This is a genomic window from Pseudomonas sp. B21-041 (assembly GCF_024748675.1).
GTDB classification, from domain to species: Bacteria; Pseudomonadota; Gammaproteobacteria; order Pseudomonadales; family Pseudomonadaceae; genus Aquipseudomonas; species Aquipseudomonas neuropathica.
In genome coordinates this window covers 5,349,823-5,366,694 of the sequence record NZ_CP087175.1, presented here as the reverse complement: position 1 = coordinate 5,366,694, position 16,872 = coordinate 5,349,823, and the positions used below count along the sequence as shown (strand labels likewise).

Here is a 16,872-nt window from a genome sequence, read left to right as displayed (position 1 = left end):
AAATCCGGGCCGGGCGGGGCATCAACGCAGCTGAAATCTTGCCGTATTGGCGCTCAAGGCGTGGCTGCCCCGACTCAGGGTATCCGCCGCAAGGTTCACCGCGCGTGCGCCTTCGAGCAGACGCACGGCCGCCTGATCGACCTGCTGGATATTGCCGCTGACTTCGTCGGCGGTGCTCGCCTGTTCCTCAACCGCCGTGGCGATCTGCGCCAACGTGTCGGTAACGCTTTGCACGGCGCTGGCGATTTCACCCAAACGTTCACCGAGACCGGTGACTGACTCGGCATCGGTTTGCGCCTGGCCGCAGGCAGCTTCCATCAAACTCACGGCTTCGTTGACCGTTGCGCGCAAACTGTCGACCGTACCGGCGATCTGCGCAGTTGACGACTGTGTACGTTGCGACAGGCTGCGCACCTCGTCGGCGACCACGGCAAAGCCGCGACCCTGTTCACCGGCGCGTGCGGCTTCAATGGCTGCGTTGAGCGCGAGCAGGTTGGTCTGTTCGGCAACACCGCGAATGGTGTCGACCACCAATTGAATCTGCTGACCTTGTTCACTGACCCGACCGAGTGCCGCTGCAGTTTCGTTCAAACGCTGATTGAGCTGCTGAATACTTGCCGTAGTGCGTTGGCTATCGCGGCTGCTGTCAGCGGCAATGCGCCGGGTGTGCTGAGCGCTGCCGGAGGCCTGTTCGCAGCTTTGCGCCACGCCTTGCGAGGTCGCGGCCAATTGCGTGGCAGCAGCGGCGATCTGGCTGATCTGCAACTGTTGCGCCTCGACTTCGCTGAGGGCGCCGCTGGAATGCTCGTTGAGACTGCGCACGGCGCTGCTCAGTTGCGAAGTCTCGTGATCGACGCCAAGCATGCTGCTACGCAGTTGCACCACGGCCACGTTGAGTGCAGTGCTGATCGCCGCGAGTTCATCACGACCCACGACCGGCACTTGCAAACTCAGATTGCCATCGCGCAGGGCTTCGGCGAGTAGGGTGATGCCGCTGGCGCTGCGACGGATCGAGGCTTGCAGGCAGACAAACAGGTACAACGCCGCGAGCAGCAGGCAGCCGAAAATCGCCGCGACGATGATGAACTGACGAATCGCCGAGCTGTGGTAGGCATCGAGTCGTTGATCCAGCGACACCAGCGATTGCTGGCGCAGTGCGGCTAGGTCGGTCAGCAGCGCATCGAGGCTGCGTTCGAACTCTTCGGGTTTGAGATTGATAGAGCCGCCGAACACGCCGTCGTCCAACACCTTCAGACCGCTGTCGAGGTTTTTGAGGCTGTCGTGGTATTGGCTGGCCCAGCTCTGCTGATCTTGCGGCAGACGTGCTTCGAGCAGCGTGGCCGTTTTGACCAGTTGCTCGCGGGCGTCACCGATGCGGCTGCGCAGGTCGCGCAACTGCAAACGGCTTTGCAGGGTGAATTGGCCGGAGACGACCGAGGCCTGGCCGACGGCGGCAAGGCGTCCAACGCGTTCGATCAGGTCCGGGGCGTGTTGCGTGGAGATCTGCGTGAGCAGATAGGTTTCCAGCCACGGCGCGAGGGTCAGGCGATTGTCCATGACGATCTGCTCGCGCAACGCTTGCAGGGCGCTGAGGGCGTTGGTGAAACGGTCGTAACCGTCCGGCCACCAACCGACACCGCTGAGGCTTTTCGAGTCCAGGCCGTTGAGCGCGGTTTGCAGCGCTTGATAGCGGGTGAGTGTTTCCCCCTCGGCGCCTTCATTTTTCAGCGCAGCGCCTAAATCGGTGGTGGCTTGCAGAACCGCCGGTTGCACCGCGTCGAATGCGCCCATGGCGGCGAGGGTGGCCGGCGTCGGTTGGCGATTGGTTTCCGTGGCGCGCCAACGCGCGGCGCGGTCACGTTGGGCGGCGAGCAGGTTGTCCAGCGCATCCAGCGCGAGCAACTGACGCACGCCGGCACGTTCGCCGGAAATCAGATTGAGTTTGTCGCGATAGTCCTGGCCAATCATCAACAGGCTGCCGGCCAACGGCAGAATGAACAGCAGAAACAACAACTGGAATTTACCTGCGAAGCCAAACCGCCCCAGCAATTTGATCCCCGGTGAAAGGAAAGCCTGCATGCCTCATGACTCCTCTGGACACCACGCACCATTGGCGTGCATCGCGGTCGTTCGACGTTGATGTTGTGCCCTGCTAAAAGGCCTCGAAAGTTCACTCTCGCCCGCTCTGTAGGCCGGCTCTGTAGCGAAACTTCCCAATGTCGGTCGCCTTTGTAAGGCGCCCGCGTTCAAGGGATGAAACAAGGCAAGATTCAGACCATGGCGTTGCGCTATCACCTTGCCGAACACCCTGCCCCTGTAGGAGCTGACGCAGGCTGCGATCTTTTGATCTTTGTTTTTAAGATCAAGATCAAAAGATCGCAGCCTGCGGCAGCTCCGACAGGAATTGATCTGTGATTCAGTTGGTTAGTTAGCTGGCTAAGGGGATGGCGCTGGCGCACCGAAAAATGGCACATTGACGCACCTGCCTGCGTGCACCCATCTGCTGTCCGGAAACTTTCATGGCTATCAGCAACGTTCAGACCGCCGCTGCCTCGGCGCCCGCTGCTCCGCAAAGCAGCCCATTGGTGATGCGTATCATCGGCGCGGTGGCGCTGGCGCATTTGATCAACGACCTGATCCAGTCGGTATTGCCGTCGATCTACCCGATGCTCAAGGCCAATTACGGCCTGACCTTTACTCAGGTCGGCCTGATTACTCTGACCTTTCAGCTGACCGCATCTTTGTTGCAGCCGTGGGTCGGTTATCACACCGATCGGCATCCGAAACCCTGGCTGTTGCCGGCGGGGTCGATTTGCACGTTGATTGGCATCGTGATGATGTCGATGGTTGGCAGCTTCCCCTTGATTCTGCTGGCGGCGGCGCTCATCGGTATCGGTTCCTCGACGTTCCACCCCGAAGCCTCGCGGATCGCACGACTCGCCTCGGGCGGACGCTTTGGTCTGGCGCAATCGACCTTCCAGGTCGGCGGTAACGCCGGCTCCGCGTTCGGTCCGTTGCTGGCGGCGGCGATCATCATTCCGTTCGGTCAGGCCAACGTGGCGTGGTTCGGCTTGTTCGCGGTGTTTGCGTTATTCGTGCTGTACCGCATCAGTCGCTGGTACGCCCATCACTTGAACCTGTTCAAGCTCAAGGCCGGTCAGGCAGCGACTCACGGGCTGTCGAAGGGCAGGGTGACCAGTGCGTTGGTGGTGCTGGGGCTGTTGGTGTTCTCCAAGTATTTCTACATGGCCAGCCTCACGAGCTATTTCACGTTCTACCTGATCGAGAAGTTCGACCTGTCGGTGGCCAGTTCGCAGTTGCACCTGTTCCTGTTCCTCGGTGCGGTGGCGGCGGGCACGTTCTTTGGCGGGCCGATCGGCGACAAGATCGGGCGTAAGGCGGTGATCTGGTTCTCGATCCTCGGCGTCGCGCCGTTCACGCTGCTGATGCCTCACGTCGATCTGTTCTGGACGACCGTTCTCAGCGTGGTGATCGGCTTCATTCTGGCTTCGGCGTTCTCGGCGATTGTGGTGTACGCGCAGGAATTGGTGCCGGGCAATGTCGGGATGATTGCCGGGGTGTTCTTCGGTTTGATGTTTGGTTTTGGCGGGATTGGCGCGGCGTTGCTGGGGCACCTGGCGGATATTCACGGGATTGAGTACGTGTATTTCCTCTGCTCGTTCCTGCCGTTGTTTGGCGTGTTGGCAATCTTCTTGCCGCGTACCAAAAAGGCCTGATTCACGCATTTCCCATTGTAGGAGTGAGCCTGCTCGCGATAGCGGTGTGTCAGTCAGCACATCTGTAGCTGATAGAACGCTATCGCGAGCAGGCTCACTCCTACAGGGGGAATGTGTTGAGGCATAAATTTCAGGCACAAAAAAGCCGCGTATCAAACGCGGCTTTTTCTTGGGCGTAACGCTTACACGTTGAAGCGGAAGTGCATCACGTCGCCGTCCTTGACGATGTAATCCTTGCCTTCCAGGCGCCATTTACCGGCTTCTTTGGTACCGGCTTCGCCCTTGTACTGGATGAAGTCGTTGTAGGCGATGACTTCGGCACGGATGAAGCCTTTCTCGAAGTCGGTGTGGATCACGCCGGCAGCCTGAGGTGCGGTGGCACCGACTTTGACGGTCCAGGCGCGGACTTCTTCGACACCGGCGGTGAAGTAGGTCTGCAGGTGCAGCATTTCGTAACCGGCGCGGATCACGCGGTTCAGGCCAGGCTCTTCCAGGCCCAGGGCCTCGAGGAACATGTCCTTCTCTTCGCCGTCATCGAGCTCGGCGATTTCAGCTTCGATCTTGTTGCAGACCGGAACGACCATCGCGCCTTCTTCTTCGGCGATGGCGCGAACCACGTCCAGGTGCGGGTTGTTCTCGAAACCGTCTTCAGCAACGTTGGCGATGTACATGACCGGTTTGGTGGTCAGCAGGTGGAAGCCCTTGATCACGGCCTTTTCGTCAGCGCTCATGTTCTTCATCAGGCTGCGCGCCGGTTTGGCTTCGGTGAAGTGCGCGATCAGTTGCTCAAGCAATGCTTTCTGAACGACTGCATCCTTGTCACCGCCCTTGGCGTTGCGCGCAACTTTCTGCAGTTGCTTCTCGCAGCTGTCGAGGTCGGCGAAGATCAGTTCCAGGTCGATGATTTCGATGTCGCGTTTCGGGTCGACGCTGTTGGAAACGTGGATCACGTTTTCGTCTTCGAAGCAGCGCACCACGTGAGCGATGGCGTCGGTCTCGCGGATGTTGGCGAGGAACTTGTTGCCCAGGCCTTCACCTTTCGAGGCGCCGGCCACCAGGCCCGCGATGTCGACGAATTCCATGGTGGTCGGCAGGATGCGCTTCGGATTGACGATGGCCGCCAGTGCTTCCAGACGCGGATCCGGCATCGGCACGATGCCGCTGTTCGGCTCGATGGTGCAGAAGGGGAAGTTCTCGGCCGCGATACCGGATTTGGTCAGGGCGTTGAACAGGGTGGACTTGCCGACGTTAGGCAGGCCGACGATGCCGCAATTGAATCCCATGGTGTTTCCCCTCGGAGTAGAGTCAGGCCTTCTGGCTGTGCAGGTTTTTCATCGCGCGGTTCCATTCACCGGCGAGGATATCCGGCAGCACGCCGAGGGCAAAGTCGATGCTGGCATCGAGTTTTTCCTGTTCGGCGCGTGGCGCACGACCCAGGACGAAATTTGAAACCATACTGGCGACGCCCGGGTGGCCAATGCCAAGCCGCAGGCGGTAGAACGTATTCTGATTGCCCAGTTGCGCAATGATGTCGCGCAACCCGTTGTGACCGCCATGGCCGCCGCCCTGTTTGAGCTTGGCAACGCCCGGAGGCAAGTCGAGTTCGTCATGCGCCACCAGAATTTCTTCAGGCTTGATGCGGAAGAAACCGGCGAGTGCCGCCACGGCCTGGCCGCTGCGGTTCATGTAAGTGGTGGGAATCAGCAGACGAACATCCTGACCCTGATGCGAATAGCGCCCGGTCAGGCCAAAATATTTGCGATCGGCCACAAGATTCACATTCTGTGCGTGGGCGATACGCTCAACAAAAAGGGCCCCTGCGTTATGCCGGGTCTGGTCGTATTCGGCGCCTGGATTACCCAGGCCAACGATCAGTTTGATGGCAGTCACGATAGGGGCCCTTCCTTTGAGTAGTGAGTAACATCGCCGCAATCAGGCAAAGCGGCGAAAGTGGACGAAAAATGCTCATTTACCATGGATGTAAACTCCGCGTTCTCGCCCGCTTTCTCGCTACGTTCCAGTCCGCGATGTTACTTGCTCACTCAGGCTAAACAGAGTGAATTACTCTGCTGCGCCTTCTTCGGTAGCTTCTGGAGCAACGCGTGGAGCGTGTACGTTTGCAACAGCTTTGTCGTCACCGTGAGCCAGTGCAACGAACTCAACGCCTTTAGGGGCTTTGAGGTCGGACAGGTGGACGATTGCGCCGATTTCCAGAGCCGACAGGTCGACTTCGATGAACTCAGGCAGATCTTTCGGCAGGCAAGTTACTTCGATTTCGTTCAGGACGTGCGAGATCTCGCCGCCTTTCTTGATCGGAGCTTCTTCACCAACAAAGTGCACAGGCACGATAGCGGTCAGTTTCTGACCGGCTACGACGCGTACGAAGTCAGCGTGCAGAACGTGACCCTTGGACGGGTGACGTTGCAGAGCTTTGATGATGACGTTCTGCTTTTTGCCGCCAACGTTCAGTTCGATAACGTGGCTGTAGGCAGCTTCGTTTTCGAGCAGTTTGGCAACTTCTTTGGCCAGCATGCTGATGGATTCAGGGGCTTTTTCGCCACCGTAAACAACAGCTGGAACCAGAGCGGCGAGACGACGCAGGCGGCGGCTCGCACCTTTCCCCAGGTCGGAACGCACTTCAGCATTCAGAGTAAAATCGTTCATTTTGTATCTCCAAAATAGCCATGACCGAGTGGCGTTTGCGACCAGCGCCGAACACGGTATGGGCAAAAAAGCCCCGCCCCGGCAGGAATGCCGGGGCGGGGCGCTTTTCGTCAACGAGACATTTCGAGAAGGGCAGGGCCCTTAACGGAACATCGCGCTGATCGATTCTTCATTGCTGATGCGGCGAACCGCTTCGGCAACAACCGGTGCGATATCCAGTTGACGGATACGTGCACAGGCTTGTGCTGCAGCGGACAGCGGGATGGTGTTAGTCACCACCAGCTCGTCCAGCACGGAATTTTCGATATTCTCGATGGCCCGACCCGACAGCACAGGGTGTGTGCAGTAGGCAAAGACCTTGGCTGCGCCATGCTCTTTCAGGGCCTTGGCCGCGTGGCACAGAGTGCCGGCGGTATCGACCATGTCATCGACCAGAATGCAGGTACGCCCTTCGACATCACCGATGATATGCATCACTTCAGAGTGATTGGCTTTCTCACGGCGTTTGTCGATGATCCCGAGATCCACGCCCAGGGATTTGGCAACGGCACGTGCACGCACGACGCCACCAATGTCCGGGGATACGATCATCAGGTTTTCGAAGCGCTGATCTTCAATGTCATCCACCAGAACCGGGGAGCCGTAGATGTTATCTACCGGAATATCGAAGAAACCCTGAATCTGGTCAGCATGCAGATCAACCGTGAGAACACGGTCGATGCCGACTACGGTAAGCATGTCAGCAACGACTTTCGCGCTGATAGCCACACGTGCGGAACGCGGACGGCGATCCTGACGGGCATAACCAAAATAAGGAATAACAGCAGTGATACGAGTAGCCGAGGAGCGGCGGAAGGCATCAGCCATCACTACCAGTTCCATCAGGTTATCGTTGGTCGGGGCGCAAGTCGGCTGAATAATGAAAACGTCTTTACCGCGAACGTTTTCATTGATCTCGGCAGTAATTTCGCCGTCGGAGAACTTACCGACAGAGATGTCACCGAGAGGGATATGCAGCTGACGTACAACACGCCGAGCCAGATCGGGGTTAGCATTCCCCGTAAAGACCATCATCTTGGACACGCGCAGTACCTAGAGGCTGAGGGTAACCTGGATGAGTATAGAAAATGGCAGGGGCGGCTGGATTCGAACCAACGCATGGCAGGATCAAAACCTGCTGCCTTACCGCTTGGCGACGCCCCTGTATCTGTTGCATCAAGTGCCGTGCACTTGGTTCCTTTAGAGCAGACTTTGCAGCTTGCGGTGCAACATCGAAACGTTGCTGCCTTTGGCTACAAACCCTGTAAGGGTCTCTGTCAGAAGGGCCGAGACTTTATCAGCTTCAGCTTTGCTTGGGAAGCCCCCAAACACACAACTTCCAGTTCCGGTGAGCTTTGCTTCGGTAAATTTACCTAACAAATCCAATGCGTTACGTACTTCTGGATAACGCCTTGCAACCACCGGCAAGCAGTCATTTCGACTGTTTCCCTCGGGAACGGGGCGCACTTTAATGGGCGGCGTGTTACGTGTCAACAAAGGATCGGAAAAAATTTCTGCCGTACTTACAGAGACTTGCGGCACGAGCACCAGATACCACGGTTCTTCGGGATCCACGGGGGTGAGTTTCTCGCCCACGCCCTCGGCAAACGCCGCGTGGCCACGGACGAAAACCGGTACGTCGGCCCCCAGCGAAAGGCCCAGTGCGGCCAGGCGATCTTCATCCCAGCTCAACTGCCACAAATGATTAAGGCCGAGCAAAGTCGTCGCCGCGTTCGAACTGCCGCCACCGATGCCGCCGCCCATGGGCAGGACTTTATCAATCCAGATATCGATGCCGAGCGTGCAACCGGACTGTTGCTGGAGCATTTTTGCTGCACGCACGATCAGGTTGCTGTCATGCGGCACGCCGGCGAACTCGGTGTGCAGTTGAATCACACCGTCATCACGCACGGCAAAAGTGATTTCATCGCCGTAATCGACAAACTGAAACAGCGTCTGCAACTCGTGATAACCGTCTTCACGGCGACCGAGAATGTGCAGCATCAGGTTGAGTTTGGCCGGCGACGGCAGGGTCAGGCGTGCAGCGGTCATGGGTTACTGCCCCAACTTGCGCGGTTGCCAGGTCTTGATCACCAGCGTCACGTCGAGGTCAGTGCCGTGCAGTTTGATGCGCTCGGGCAACCAGTAACCGTTTTGTTCGGTGTAAGCGGTGTATTCGACCTTCCAGCCATCCTGTTCCAGGTTGGCCAGACGGCTGTCGGCGTCCAGGTTCAGGCGACTTTTGCTGTCTGGAGCGGGCAGGCCACGCACCCACCAGGCCAGATTCGACACCGGCAGTTTCCAGCCAAGCTGTTCTTCGAGCAAGGCTTCCGGGGACTGCGATTCGTAGCGCCCCTGATTCGCGACTTCCAGCGACACTTTGCCCGGACGCCCGGTCAGTCGCGCGGCGCCACGACCCAGCGGGCCGGACAGGCGAATGTCGTAATAGTCCTGACGTTGCAGCCAGAAGAGCGTGCCGCTACCGGAATCTTTCGGCGCGCGGATGCCAATCTTGCCGTCGATCTGCCAGCCATCAAGGCCGGTCAGCTGTTGTTTGTTAGCGGCCCATTGAGCCGGACTGCCGTGGCCCTCGACCGATTCGCGGGTACCAAAACCCGAGCAGCCGGCGAGCAGGGCGATGAAGCTGAAAACAATAACGTGGCGCGAAAACATGGGTTAGAGAGTCTCGGATCCGGTCAGGCGCTTGATGGTGCTGCGCAGAATGGTGCTGTCGGGCTGATCCTTGAGGAATTTGCCCCAGATTTGTTTGGCTTCACGCTGGTTGCCCTTGGTCCACAACACTTCACCGAGGTGCGCGGCGACCTCGTGATCAGGGAAGCGCTCCAGCGCCTGACGCAGATATTTCTCGGCGTCATCCAGATTGCCCAGGCGGTAATTCACCCAGCCGAGGCTGTCGAGTACGGCTGGGTCTTCCGGATTGATCTGGTGCGCCTGCTCGATCAGCGCTTTCGCTTCAGCGTAGCGTGTGGTGCGGTCGGACAAGGTGTAGCCGAGCGCGTTAAGCGCCATGGCGTTGTCCGGATCGCGCTTGATGATCAGGCGCAGGTCTTTTTCCATCTGTGCCAGATCATTGCGTTTTTCCGCGAGCATCGCCCGGGTGTAGAGCAGATTCAGGTCGTCCGGGTATTGCTGCAAGGCGTGTTGCAATACTTTCCAGGCCTTGTCGTCCTGTTTGTTGGCCGACAGGGTTTCCGATTCGATCAGATAGAGCTGAATCGCGTAATCCGGTTGCTCGTCGCGCTGGGCGGCGAGTTTGCTCTGCGCTTCAGCGGTCTTGCCGTTGTTCATCAAGATATCGGCCTGACGCAATTGCGCCGGCAGATAATCATTGCCCGGGCCAACCTGGGCGTATTCGATAAGGGCGCCTTGCGGGTCGTTGCGCTCTTCAGCGATGCGACCGAGGTTCAGGTGCGCCGAATCGACGTGACTTTCGCGGGCGATCAAATCTTCCAGATAACCCTTGGCCTCGTCCCAGGCCTTGGCTTCCAGGCAGACCAAGGCCAGCGAGTAACGCAGTTCGTCGTCTTCCGGGTATTGCTGAACCAGACTGGAAAACTCGGCCTTGGCGTCGTCCATGCGGTCTTGCTCAACCAGCATGCGCGCGTAAGTCAGGCGCAGGCGTTTGTCGTCCGGGTACTTCTTGATGCTTTTTTGCAGCAGGGGCAGCGCTTCGTCGCCACGGTTCAGCAATTGCAGCAGGCGCGCGCGCAGCAGAATCGGGGCGATCTCGCCTTCTTCCGGCGGGTGGTCTTCGAGCAATGCCAGTGCGGCTTTGTTGTCGCCGTCCTGTTGCAACAACAGGGCCTTGCCGAAAATCAGCTGGCTGTTGTTCGGATGGCGCTGCAACAAACGGTCGAAACTTTTCATCAGGCCGTTACGGGTTTCCTGATCGGTATCGGCGGCCGACAGCGCGAGGAAGTCGAAATGGGTATCGCCCTTACCCTGCAGGACTTTCTCCATATAGACCATCGAGTCGTCATAACGCCCGGCACGCGCCAGTTGCACGGCCGCGGCGCGTTGCGCTTCGAGGTCGTCCGGGGCGTTTTTCGCCCAGATCAGCGCGGTATCGAGGGCCGGTTGATCGGCGCCCAGATATTCGGCGATACGGAACGCACGCTCGGAGACACCCGGATCCTGGGTGTTGATGGCCTGGGTTACGTAGTTATCCAGGGCAATGTCGAAACGATTGCGCTGGCCGGCGAGTTCGGCGCTCAACAGGCTGAAAACGGTTTCCTCGCTGAACGAGCTGTAAACCTTGGGCTTTTCAGGCGCGGGCGTGGTGTCTTCGACCGAAGGCGTACCGTCCGGCGAAACGGGCGCCAAGGCCTGGCAGCCGCTGAGGAAGACAAAAGCGAGGAGCAACGCGGAAGATCTATTCATATAGGAAGAGGACGACTAACCTGCGGTCGGATCATCATGACACAAGCCTTCGGCCAAACATAACCGAGACTCAATTGTGCCCATTATAGGGGCTGACGATTGGGACAATAGTCAGCGGTAGTTGTTCTGAATCTTTCGAAGGTGGACAATTGCCGGCTTCACGTCACCATCAGCGACCTTGAATGGCCTTCCTTGCACTCGGTATCAACCACAAGACTGCTTCAGTAGACGTCCGCGAGCGCGTGGCTTTTACTCCTGAACAGCTGGTGGAGGCCTTGCAGCAGCTCTGCCGACTGACCGACAGCCGCGAAGCTGCGATCCTCTCCACCTGCAATCGCAGTGAGCTTTATATAGAACAGGATCAGCTTTCGGCCGATATCGTGCTGCGCTGGCTGGCCGACTATCACCATTTAAGCCTCGATGAGCTGCGCGCGAGTGCTTATGTGCATGAAGATGATGCGGCAGTTCGTCACATGATGCGCGTCGCCTCCGGGCTCGACTCGCTGGTGCTGGGCGAGCCGCAAATTCTCGGTCAAATGAAATCGGCCTACGCCGTGGCCCGCGAGGCCGGCACCATCGGGCCGCTGCTGGGGCGGCTGTTTCAGGCAACCTTCAATGCCGCCAAACAGGTACGCACCGACACCGCCATCGGTGAAAACCCGGTATCAGTGGCGTTTGCCGCCGTCAGCCTGGCCAAGCAGATTTTCAGTGATTTGCAGCGCAGTCAGGCTTTGTTGATCGGCGCCGGCGAGACCATCACTTTGGTCGCCCGCCATTTGCACGAACTGGGCGTCAAGCGCATCGTCGTTGCCAACCGCACTCTGGAACGGGCCAGTCTGCTGGCCGAGCAGTTCGGTGCTCACGCGGTGTTGCTCTCGGACATCCCGGCCGAACTGGTGCGCAGCGATATCGTCATCAGTTCAACCGCCAGTCAGTTGCCGATTCTTGGCAAGGGCGCGGTGGAAAGCGCATTGAAACTGCGCAAGCACAAACCGATCTTTATGGTCGACATCGCCGTTCCCCGGGATATCGAGCCGGAAGTCGGCGAGTTGGACGACGTTTACCTCTACAGCGTTGACGATCTCCACGAAGTGGTCGCCGAAAACCTCAAGAGCCGCCAAGGCGCAGCGCAAGCCGCCGAAGAGATGGTCTCGGTCGGTGCTGACGATTTCATGGTGCGCCTGCGCGAACTGGCGGCGGTCGACGTGCTCAAGGCCTATCGTCAACAAAGCGAACGCCTGCGCGACGAGGAGCTGCAAAAAGCCCTGCGCCTGCTGGCCAATGGCGGCAACGCCGAAGACGTGCTCGGACAACTGGCCCGTGGCCTGACCAATAAACTGTTGCATGCGCCCAGTGTGCAACTGAAAAAGCTTTCTGCCGAAGGCCGCCTCGATGCGCTGGCCATGGCCCAGGAACTCTTTGCCCTCGAGGGCTCACCGGATAGCTTTTCGGATAAAAAACCGCAATGAAAGCGTCACTGCTCAATAAGCTGGACATCCTCCAGGACCGTTTCGAGGAACTGACCGCGCTGCTCGGCGACGGCGAAGTCATTGCCGATCAGGCCAAATTCCGCGCTTATTCCAAGGAATACGCCGAACTTGAGCCGGTGGTACAAGGCTATAAAAAGCTGCTCAGCGTACAAAGCGATCTTGAAGGCGCGCAGGCGCTGCTCAAGGACAGCGACCCGGACATGCGTGAAATGGCCGTGGAAGAAGTCCGCGAAGCCAAGGAATTGCTGATCACCCTGGAAGCCGACCTGCAACGCATGTTGCTGCCCAAGGATCCCAACGACGGCCGTAACGTCTTTCTCGAAATCCGTGCCGGCACCGGTGGCGACGAGGCGGCGATCTTTTCCGGCGACCTGTTCCGCATGTACTCGCGTTACGCCGAGCGGCGCGGCTGGCGTGTCGAGATCCTGTCGGAAAACGAAGGCGAACACGGTGGCTATAAAGAAGTCATCGCCCGCATCGAAGGCGACAACGTTTACGGCAAGCTGAAATTCGAATCCGGTGCGCACCGCGTACAGCGCGTGCCTGCTACCGAATCACAGGGCCGTATCCACACCTCGGCCTGCACCGTGGCGGTATTGCCCGAGCCGGACGAGCGCGAAGCCATCGAGATCAACCCGGCGGATTTGCGCGTCGATACGTTCCGCTCCTCCGGGGCCGGCGGTCAGCACGTTAACACCACCGACTCGGCGATCCGCATCACGCACATACCGACCGGCACTGTCGTCGAGTGTCAGGAAGAACGTTCCCAGCACAAGAACCGCGCTCGGGCGATGGCCTGGCTGTCGGCCAAACTCAACGATCAGCAAACCGCAGCGGCGGCCAACGCGATCGCCAGCGAGCGTAAATTGCTGGTTGGCTCGGGCGACCGTTCCGAGCGAATTCGTACCTACAACTTTGCTCAGGGCCGGGTCACTGACCATCGCGTCAACCTGACCCTGTACTCCCTTGACGAAATTCTTGCCGGTGGCGTTGAAGCGGTGATCGAGCCATTGCTGGCCGAATACCAGGCTGACCAACTCGCAGCGATAGGTGAATAAATGACCATCATTGCCAGCCTGTTGCGTGCCGCGGAATTGCCGGATTCACCGACTGCGCGTCTGGATGCCGAGTTGCTTCTCGCCGCTGCACTGGGCAAATCGCGCAGTTTTCTGCACACCTGGCCCGAGCGCATCGTGCCGAGCGAAGCGGCGCTGACTTTTGCCGAGTACTTGCAACGCCGCCGTAGCGGTGAACCGGTGGCTTATATTCTCGGGCAGCAGGGCTTCTGGAAACTCGATCTTGAAGTCGCGCCGCACACGCTGATTCCGCGTCCTGACACTGAATTGCTGGTGGAAGCGGCGCTGGAGTTGCTCCCCGCGACGCCGGCCAAAGTGCTCGACCTCGGCACTGGCAGTGGCGCAATTGCGTTGGCCTTGGCCAGCGAACGTCCGGCGTGGAAAGTCACTGCCGTGGATCGCGTACTCGAAGCCGTGGCCTTGGCCGAACGCAATCGTCAGCGTCTGCATTTGAACAACGCCACGGTGCTGAGCAGTCATTGGTTCAGCGCGCTGGAAGGTCAGCGTTTCCAGTTGATCATCAGCAATCCGCCGTACATCGCTGCGGCCGATCCGCATCTGGTCGAGGGCGATGTGCGCTTCGAACCGGCCAGTGCGCTGGTTGCCGGTGAGGATGGACTCGACGATCTGCGTTTGATCGTCGCGCAGGCTCCGGAACATCTGGAGGCCGCTGGCTGGCTGATGCTCGAACACGGCTATGATCAAGCCGAAGCCGTGCGCGATTTGCTGCTCACGCGCGGTTTTGAAGAGGTCCACAGCCGCACCGATCTGGGCGGCCATCAACGCATCAGTCTGGGGCGCCTGCCGTGCTGAATGATCAGGAATTGCTGCGCTACAGCCGGCAGATTCTGCTGCAACACATCGACATCGATGGGCAACTGAAGCTCAAGGACAGTCGCGTGTTGATCGTCGGCCTCGGCGGTCTCGGTGCACCGGTTGCCTTGTATCTCGCGGCGGCGGGTGTCGGTGAATTGCATCTGGCGGATTTCGACACGGTCGATCTGACCAACCTGCAACGCCAGATTATTCACGACACCGACAGCGTCGGTATGAGCAAGGTCGACTCGGCGCTCAAGCGTTTGACGGCGATCAATCCAGAAATCCAACTGATCGCTCATCGTCAGGCACTGGACGAGGATTCTCTCGCTGCTGCCGTGGCGGCGGTGGATCTGGTGCTCGACTGTTCCGATAATTTTTCCACCCGCGAAGCGGTCAACGCCGCGTGTGTGGCGGCGTGCAAACCTTTGGTCAGTGGCGCGGCGATTCGGCTGGAAGGGCAGTTGTCGGTGTTCGACCCGCGTCGTGCCGAGAGTCCGTGTTACCACTGTTTATATGGGCACGGCAGCGAAGCCGAACTGACTTGCAGCGAAGCCGGTGTGGTCGGGCCGCTGGTCGGCCTGGTTGGCAGCCTGCAAGCACTGGAAGCCTTGAAGGTTTTGGTCGGTTTTGGCGAACCACTGGTGGGGCGCTTGTTGTTGATCGATGCCCTCGGTTCGCGTTTCCGCGAGTTGCGGGTCAAACGCGATCCGGGTTGCAGCGTCTGTGGTCCGCGCCATGCGTGAAGCGCCGATCGGCGTGTTCGACTCCGGCGTCGGCGGCTTGTCGGTGCTGGCGGAAATCCAGCGTTTGCTACCCAATGAATCGCTGCTCTATGTCGCTGATTGCGGGCACATTCCCTACGGTGAGAAAACCCCTGAATTCATTCGCCAGCGCTGCAGCGTGATGGCCGGGTTTTTCCGCGAGCAAGGCGCCAAGGCCTTGGTCATCGCGTGCAATACTGCGACGGTCGCGGGTGTCGCCGATCTACGCCGTGATTTCCCTGACTGGCCGCTTGTCGGCATGGAGCCTGCGGTCAAACCTGCCGCTGCCGCGACCCGCAGCGGAGTGGTCGGTGTGCTCGCCACCACCGGCACGTTGCAGAGCGCCAAGTTCGCCGCACTGCTTGATCGCTTTGCCACCGACGTGCGCGTGATTACTCAGCCATGTCCCGGTCTGGTCGAGCTGATTGAAAGCGGCGATCTGCACAGCGCCGAGTTGCGCCAGTTGCTGCAAGGGTATGTCGAGCCACTGTTGGCCAGCGGTTGCGACACGATCATTTTGGGCTGCACCCACTATCCCTTTCTCAAGCCGATGCTCAAGTCGATGATCCCCGCGGACATTAGCCTGATCGATACTGGCGCTGCTGTGGCGCGGCAACTTCAGCGGCTTTTGGCGGAGCGCGATTTGCTCGCTGTCGGCCCGAACCAACCGGTCAGATTCTGGACCAGCGCCGATCCTGAGTACTTCAAAAACATCCTGCCACTGCTCGGACAAAACTCTGGCGAAGTGCAAAACTTCGACTTGTAAAAAAATTGTGAAATAACTAAAAAATCAGCTGAACTTCTAAGTAGGCGCCAGCTTCTATAGCGAAGAGTTATCTAGAAACCAAACGATCGTTCCGGAAAAGGAAGTTTCAACGTGAAGCGACTATTCTGCTTGGCCGCGATTGCGGCCGCACTGATGGGGCAAAGTATTACTGCACAAGCGGCAGGTGTTGAGTTTGCGGTGGGGGCCACCAGCGACTCGACCATGACGTACCGCTTGGGCATGAATTTCGACTGGGACAAGAGCTGGCTGCAAAGTGACGTCGGTCGCCTGACCGGTTACTGGAGCGGGGCTTACACTTACTGGGAAGGTGACAAGACCTCCAGTAACAACAGCCTGTCGTTCTCGCCGGTATTTGTTTATGAGTTTGCCGGTGAATCGGTCAAACCGTATGTCGAGGCGGGGATCGGCGTAGCCGCGTTCTCCAATACCAAGTACGAATCCAATAATCTCGGCGGCTCTTTCCAGTTCGAAGACCGTTTCGGTTTTGGTCTGCGTTTCAATGGCGGGCATGAAGTCGGGATTCGTGCGACACACTATTCCAACGCCGGTCTGGCCAGTGACAACGACGGTGTAGAAAGTTACTCGCTGCATTACACGATGCCGCTCTAACGGCTAAACGCTTGACCCCTGTGGGAGCGAGCCTGCTCGCGAAAGCTGTTTCATGTTCAACGAAGATGTTGAATGAAAGACCGCTATCGCGAGCAGGCTCACTCCTACATTTGTTTTGGGGTGTTCTTGTGATCAGCGGTAGGCAGTCGTGATGCCTTTGCGTTCTTCAATGCACTCCGGCGCGCCCATCTCGAACTCGCGGCAAATCAGCGGACGCTTCTCATAGATCGTGCACATCATCGTGTCGCGATCCAGCGCCGCGCACCAGCCGTCATCCAGACGCAGCATCACTTCGCCGCCCCACTCATCGGTATCGATAAAGCGATCAGGCACGCCAGTGTCGGTGATCAGCATCACTTCGAGCTGGCAACAACACGCCGCGCAGGTCGAGCAAGTGACCGCCGGTTCCGTGATTTGTTGGTGTGGAATGGTCTTCATGGTCGGCAGTGTAAGGCAGTGGCCGGCACACGTGTGAAAGGTCTGACAGAC

Annotated in this window: 17 protein-coding genes and 1 tRNA gene; 8 read left to right on the top strand and 10 right to left on the bottom strand. The window is 58.8% G+C overall.

All coding sequences use genetic code 11. The features are described from left to right. Nucleotides 1–21 precede the first annotated feature (21 nt). Nucleotides 22–2,079, bottom strand: a complete 2,058-nt coding sequence (locus LOY43_RS23830; RefSeq protein WP_095050600.1) for a methyl-accepting chemotaxis protein — start codon at nt 2,077–2,079, stop codon at nt 22–24. A 198-nt stretch (nt 2,080–2,277) separates the two neighbouring features. Here LOY43_RS23830 and LOY43_RS23825 point away from each other — a divergent pair, with 198 nt between their 5' ends. Together LOY43_RS23825 and LOY43_RS23820 are read left to right on the top strand one after the other, a co-directional pair. Further along, the gene (locus tag LOY43_RS23825) at nt 2,278–2,415 is read left to right on the top strand and encodes a hypothetical protein (protein WP_156685514.1); all 138 of its coding nucleotides are present in this window, start codon (nt 2,278–2,280) and stop codon (nt 2,413–2,415) included. Between the two features lie 104 nt (nt 2,416–2,519). Further along, nucleotides 2,520–3,737: an MFS transporter gene (locus LOY43_RS23820; RefSeq protein ID WP_095050601.1), complete on the top strand. Its 1,218-nt coding sequence runs from the start codon at nt 2,520–2,522 to the stop codon at nt 3,735–3,737. A 182-nt stretch (nt 3,738–3,919) separates the two neighbouring features. Here LOY43_RS23820 and ychF read toward each other — a convergent pair whose 3' ends face one another. The 8 genes from ychF to LOY43_RS23780 form a co-directional block, all read right to left on the bottom strand. Then, nucleotides 3,920–5,020 (bottom strand): redox-regulated ATPase YchF, encoded by a 1,101-nt coding sequence (ychF, locus tag LOY43_RS23815; RefSeq protein WP_007912904.1) that lies wholly within the window; start codon nt 5,018–5,020, stop codon nt 3,920–3,922. Between the two features lie 22 nt (nt 5,021–5,042). Further along, a complete protein-coding gene (gene pth / locus LOY43_RS23810) occupies nt 5,043–5,627 on the bottom strand; it encodes an aminoacyl-tRNA hydrolase (RefSeq protein WP_008079560.1) in 585 nt (194 codons plus the stop codon). Between the two features lie 171 nt (nt 5,628–5,798). Further along, on the bottom strand, nt 5,799–6,401 hold the full coding sequence (locus LOY43_RS23805) for a 50S ribosomal protein L25/general stress protein Ctc (protein WP_095050602.1): 603 nt from the start codon (nt 6,399–6,401) through the stop codon (nt 5,799–5,801). Between the two features lie 141 nt (nt 6,402–6,542). Next, nucleotides 6,543–7,484 carry a ribose-phosphate pyrophosphokinase gene (locus tag LOY43_RS23800; RefSeq protein ID WP_003171603.1) on the bottom strand — a complete coding sequence of 314 codons (942 nt, stop codon included), beginning with the start codon at nt 7,482–7,484 and terminating at the stop codon, nt 6,543–6,545. 45 nt (nt 7,485–7,529) lie between these two features. Further along, nucleotides 7,530–7,604 (bottom strand) — tRNA-Gln (locus LOY43_RS23795). A gap of 36 nt (nt 7,605–7,640) precedes the next feature. Further along, complete coding sequence (gene ispE / locus LOY43_RS23790; protein ID WP_095050603.1) at nt 7,641–8,492, bottom strand: 4-(cytidine 5'-diphospho)-2-C-methyl-D-erythritol kinase; 852 nt, start codon at nt 8,490–8,492, stop codon at nt 7,641–7,643. 3 nt (nt 8,493–8,495) lie between these two features. Beyond that, complete coding sequence (gene lolB / locus LOY43_RS23785) at nt 8,496–9,113, bottom strand: lipoprotein insertase outer membrane protein LolB (RefSeq protein WP_095050604.1); 618 nt, start codon at nt 9,111–9,113, stop codon at nt 8,496–8,498. A gap of 3 nt (nt 9,114–9,116) precedes the next feature. Next, nucleotides 9,117–10,841 (bottom strand): tetratricopeptide repeat protein, encoded by a 1,725-nt coding sequence (locus LOY43_RS23780; RefSeq protein WP_095050605.1) that lies wholly within the window; start codon nt 10,839–10,841, stop codon nt 9,117–9,119. A 182-nt stretch (nt 10,842–11,023) separates the two neighbouring features. Here LOY43_RS23780 and hemA point away from each other — a divergent pair, with 182 nt between their 5' ends. The 6 genes from hemA to LOY43_RS23750 all read left to right on the top strand — a co-directional run bounded on the left by hemA (nt 11,024) and on the right by LOY43_RS23750 (nt 16,383). Then, nucleotides 11,024–12,310 carry a glutamyl-tRNA reductase gene (hemA, locus tag LOY43_RS23775; protein WP_007951716.1) on the top strand — a complete coding sequence of 429 codons (1,287 nt, stop codon included), beginning with the start codon at nt 11,024–11,026 and terminating at the stop codon, nt 12,308–12,310. After that, a complete protein-coding gene (gene prfA / locus LOY43_RS23770; RefSeq protein ID WP_095050606.1) occupies nt 12,307–13,389 on the top strand; it encodes a peptide chain release factor 1 in 1,083 nt (360 codons plus the stop codon). The genes hemA and prfA overlap by 4 nt, the downstream gene beginning before the upstream one ends. Next, nucleotides 13,390–14,220, top strand: a complete 831-nt coding sequence (gene prmC, locus LOY43_RS23765; protein ID WP_095050607.1) for a peptide chain release factor N(5)-glutamine methyltransferase — start codon at nt 13,390–13,392, stop codon at nt 14,218–14,220. Further along, entirely contained in the window at nt 14,214–14,969 is a 756-nt protein-coding gene (locus tag LOY43_RS23760) for a molybdopterin-synthase adenylyltransferase MoeB (RefSeq protein ID WP_095125793.1), read from the top strand. The genes prmC and LOY43_RS23760 overlap by 7 nt, the downstream gene beginning before the upstream one ends. Continuing rightward, nucleotides 14,962–15,753 (top strand): glutamate racemase, encoded by a 792-nt coding sequence (gene murI, locus LOY43_RS23755; protein WP_258708814.1) that lies wholly within the window; start codon nt 14,962–14,964, stop codon nt 15,751–15,753. The genes LOY43_RS23760 and murI overlap by 8 nt, the downstream gene beginning before the upstream one ends. Before the next feature lie 111 nt (nt 15,754–15,864). Then, nucleotides 15,865–16,383 (top strand): acyloxyacyl hydrolase, encoded by a 519-nt coding sequence (locus LOY43_RS23750; protein WP_095125792.1) that lies wholly within the window; start codon nt 15,865–15,867, stop codon nt 16,381–16,383. Between the two features lie 132 nt (nt 16,384–16,515). On the opposite strand, the gene LOY43_RS23745 is transcribed toward LOY43_RS23750, so the two are convergent. Next, nucleotides 16,516–16,821: a YkgJ family cysteine cluster protein gene (locus LOY43_RS23745; protein WP_077574517.1), complete on the bottom strand. Its 306-nt coding sequence runs from the start codon at nt 16,819–16,821 to the stop codon at nt 16,516–16,518. Between the last annotated feature and the right edge of the window lie 51 nt (nt 16,822–16,872).

Bases quoted from the DNA above. Each gene is read 5' to 3' on its own strand.
- LOY43_RS23830 (WP_095050600.1), bottom strand. From the start codon at position 2,079: ATGCAGGCTTTCCTTTCACCGGGGATCAAATTGCTGGGGCGGTTTGGC.
- LOY43_RS23825 (WP_156685514.1), top strand. From the start codon at position 2,278: ATGGCGTTGCGCTATCACCTTGCCGAACACCCTGCCCCTGTAGGAGCT.
- LOY43_RS23820 (WP_095050601.1), top strand. From the start codon at position 2,520: ATGGCTATCAGCAACGTTCAGACCGCCGCTGCCTCGGCGCCCGCTGCT.
- ychF (WP_007912904.1), bottom strand. From the start codon at position 5,020: ATGGGATTCAATTGCGGCATCGTCGGCCTGCCTAACGTCGGCAAGTCC.
- LOY43_RS23805 (WP_095050602.1), bottom strand. From the start codon at position 6,401: ATGAACGATTTTACTCTGAATGCTGAAGTGCGTTCCGACCTGGGGAAA.
- ispE (WP_095050603.1), bottom strand. From the start codon at position 8,492: ATGACCGCTGCACGCCTGACCCTGCCGTCGCCGGCCAAACTCAACCTG.
- lolB (WP_095050604.1), bottom strand. From the start codon at position 9,113: ATGTTTTCGCGCCACGTTATTGTTTTCAGCTTCATCGCCCTGCTCGCC.
- LOY43_RS23780 (WP_095050605.1), bottom strand. From the start codon at position 10,841: ATGAATAGATCTTCCGCGTTGCTCCTCGCTTTTGTCTTCCTCAGCGGC.
- hemA (WP_007951716.1), top strand. From the start codon at position 11,024: ATGGCCTTCCTTGCACTCGGTATCAACCACAAGACTGCTTCAGTAGAC.
- prfA (WP_095050606.1), top strand. From the start codon at position 12,307: ATGAAAGCGTCACTGCTCAATAAGCTGGACATCCTCCAGGACCGTTTC.
- prmC (WP_095050607.1), top strand. From the start codon at position 13,390: ATGACCATCATTGCCAGCCTGTTGCGTGCCGCGGAATTGCCGGATTCA.
- murI (WP_258708814.1), top strand. From the start codon at position 14,962: ATGCGTGAAGCGCCGATCGGCGTGTTCGACTCCGGCGTCGGCGGCTTG.
- LOY43_RS23745 (WP_077574517.1), bottom strand. From the start codon at position 16,821: ATGAAGACCATTCCACACCAACAAATCACGGAACCGGCGGTCACTTGC.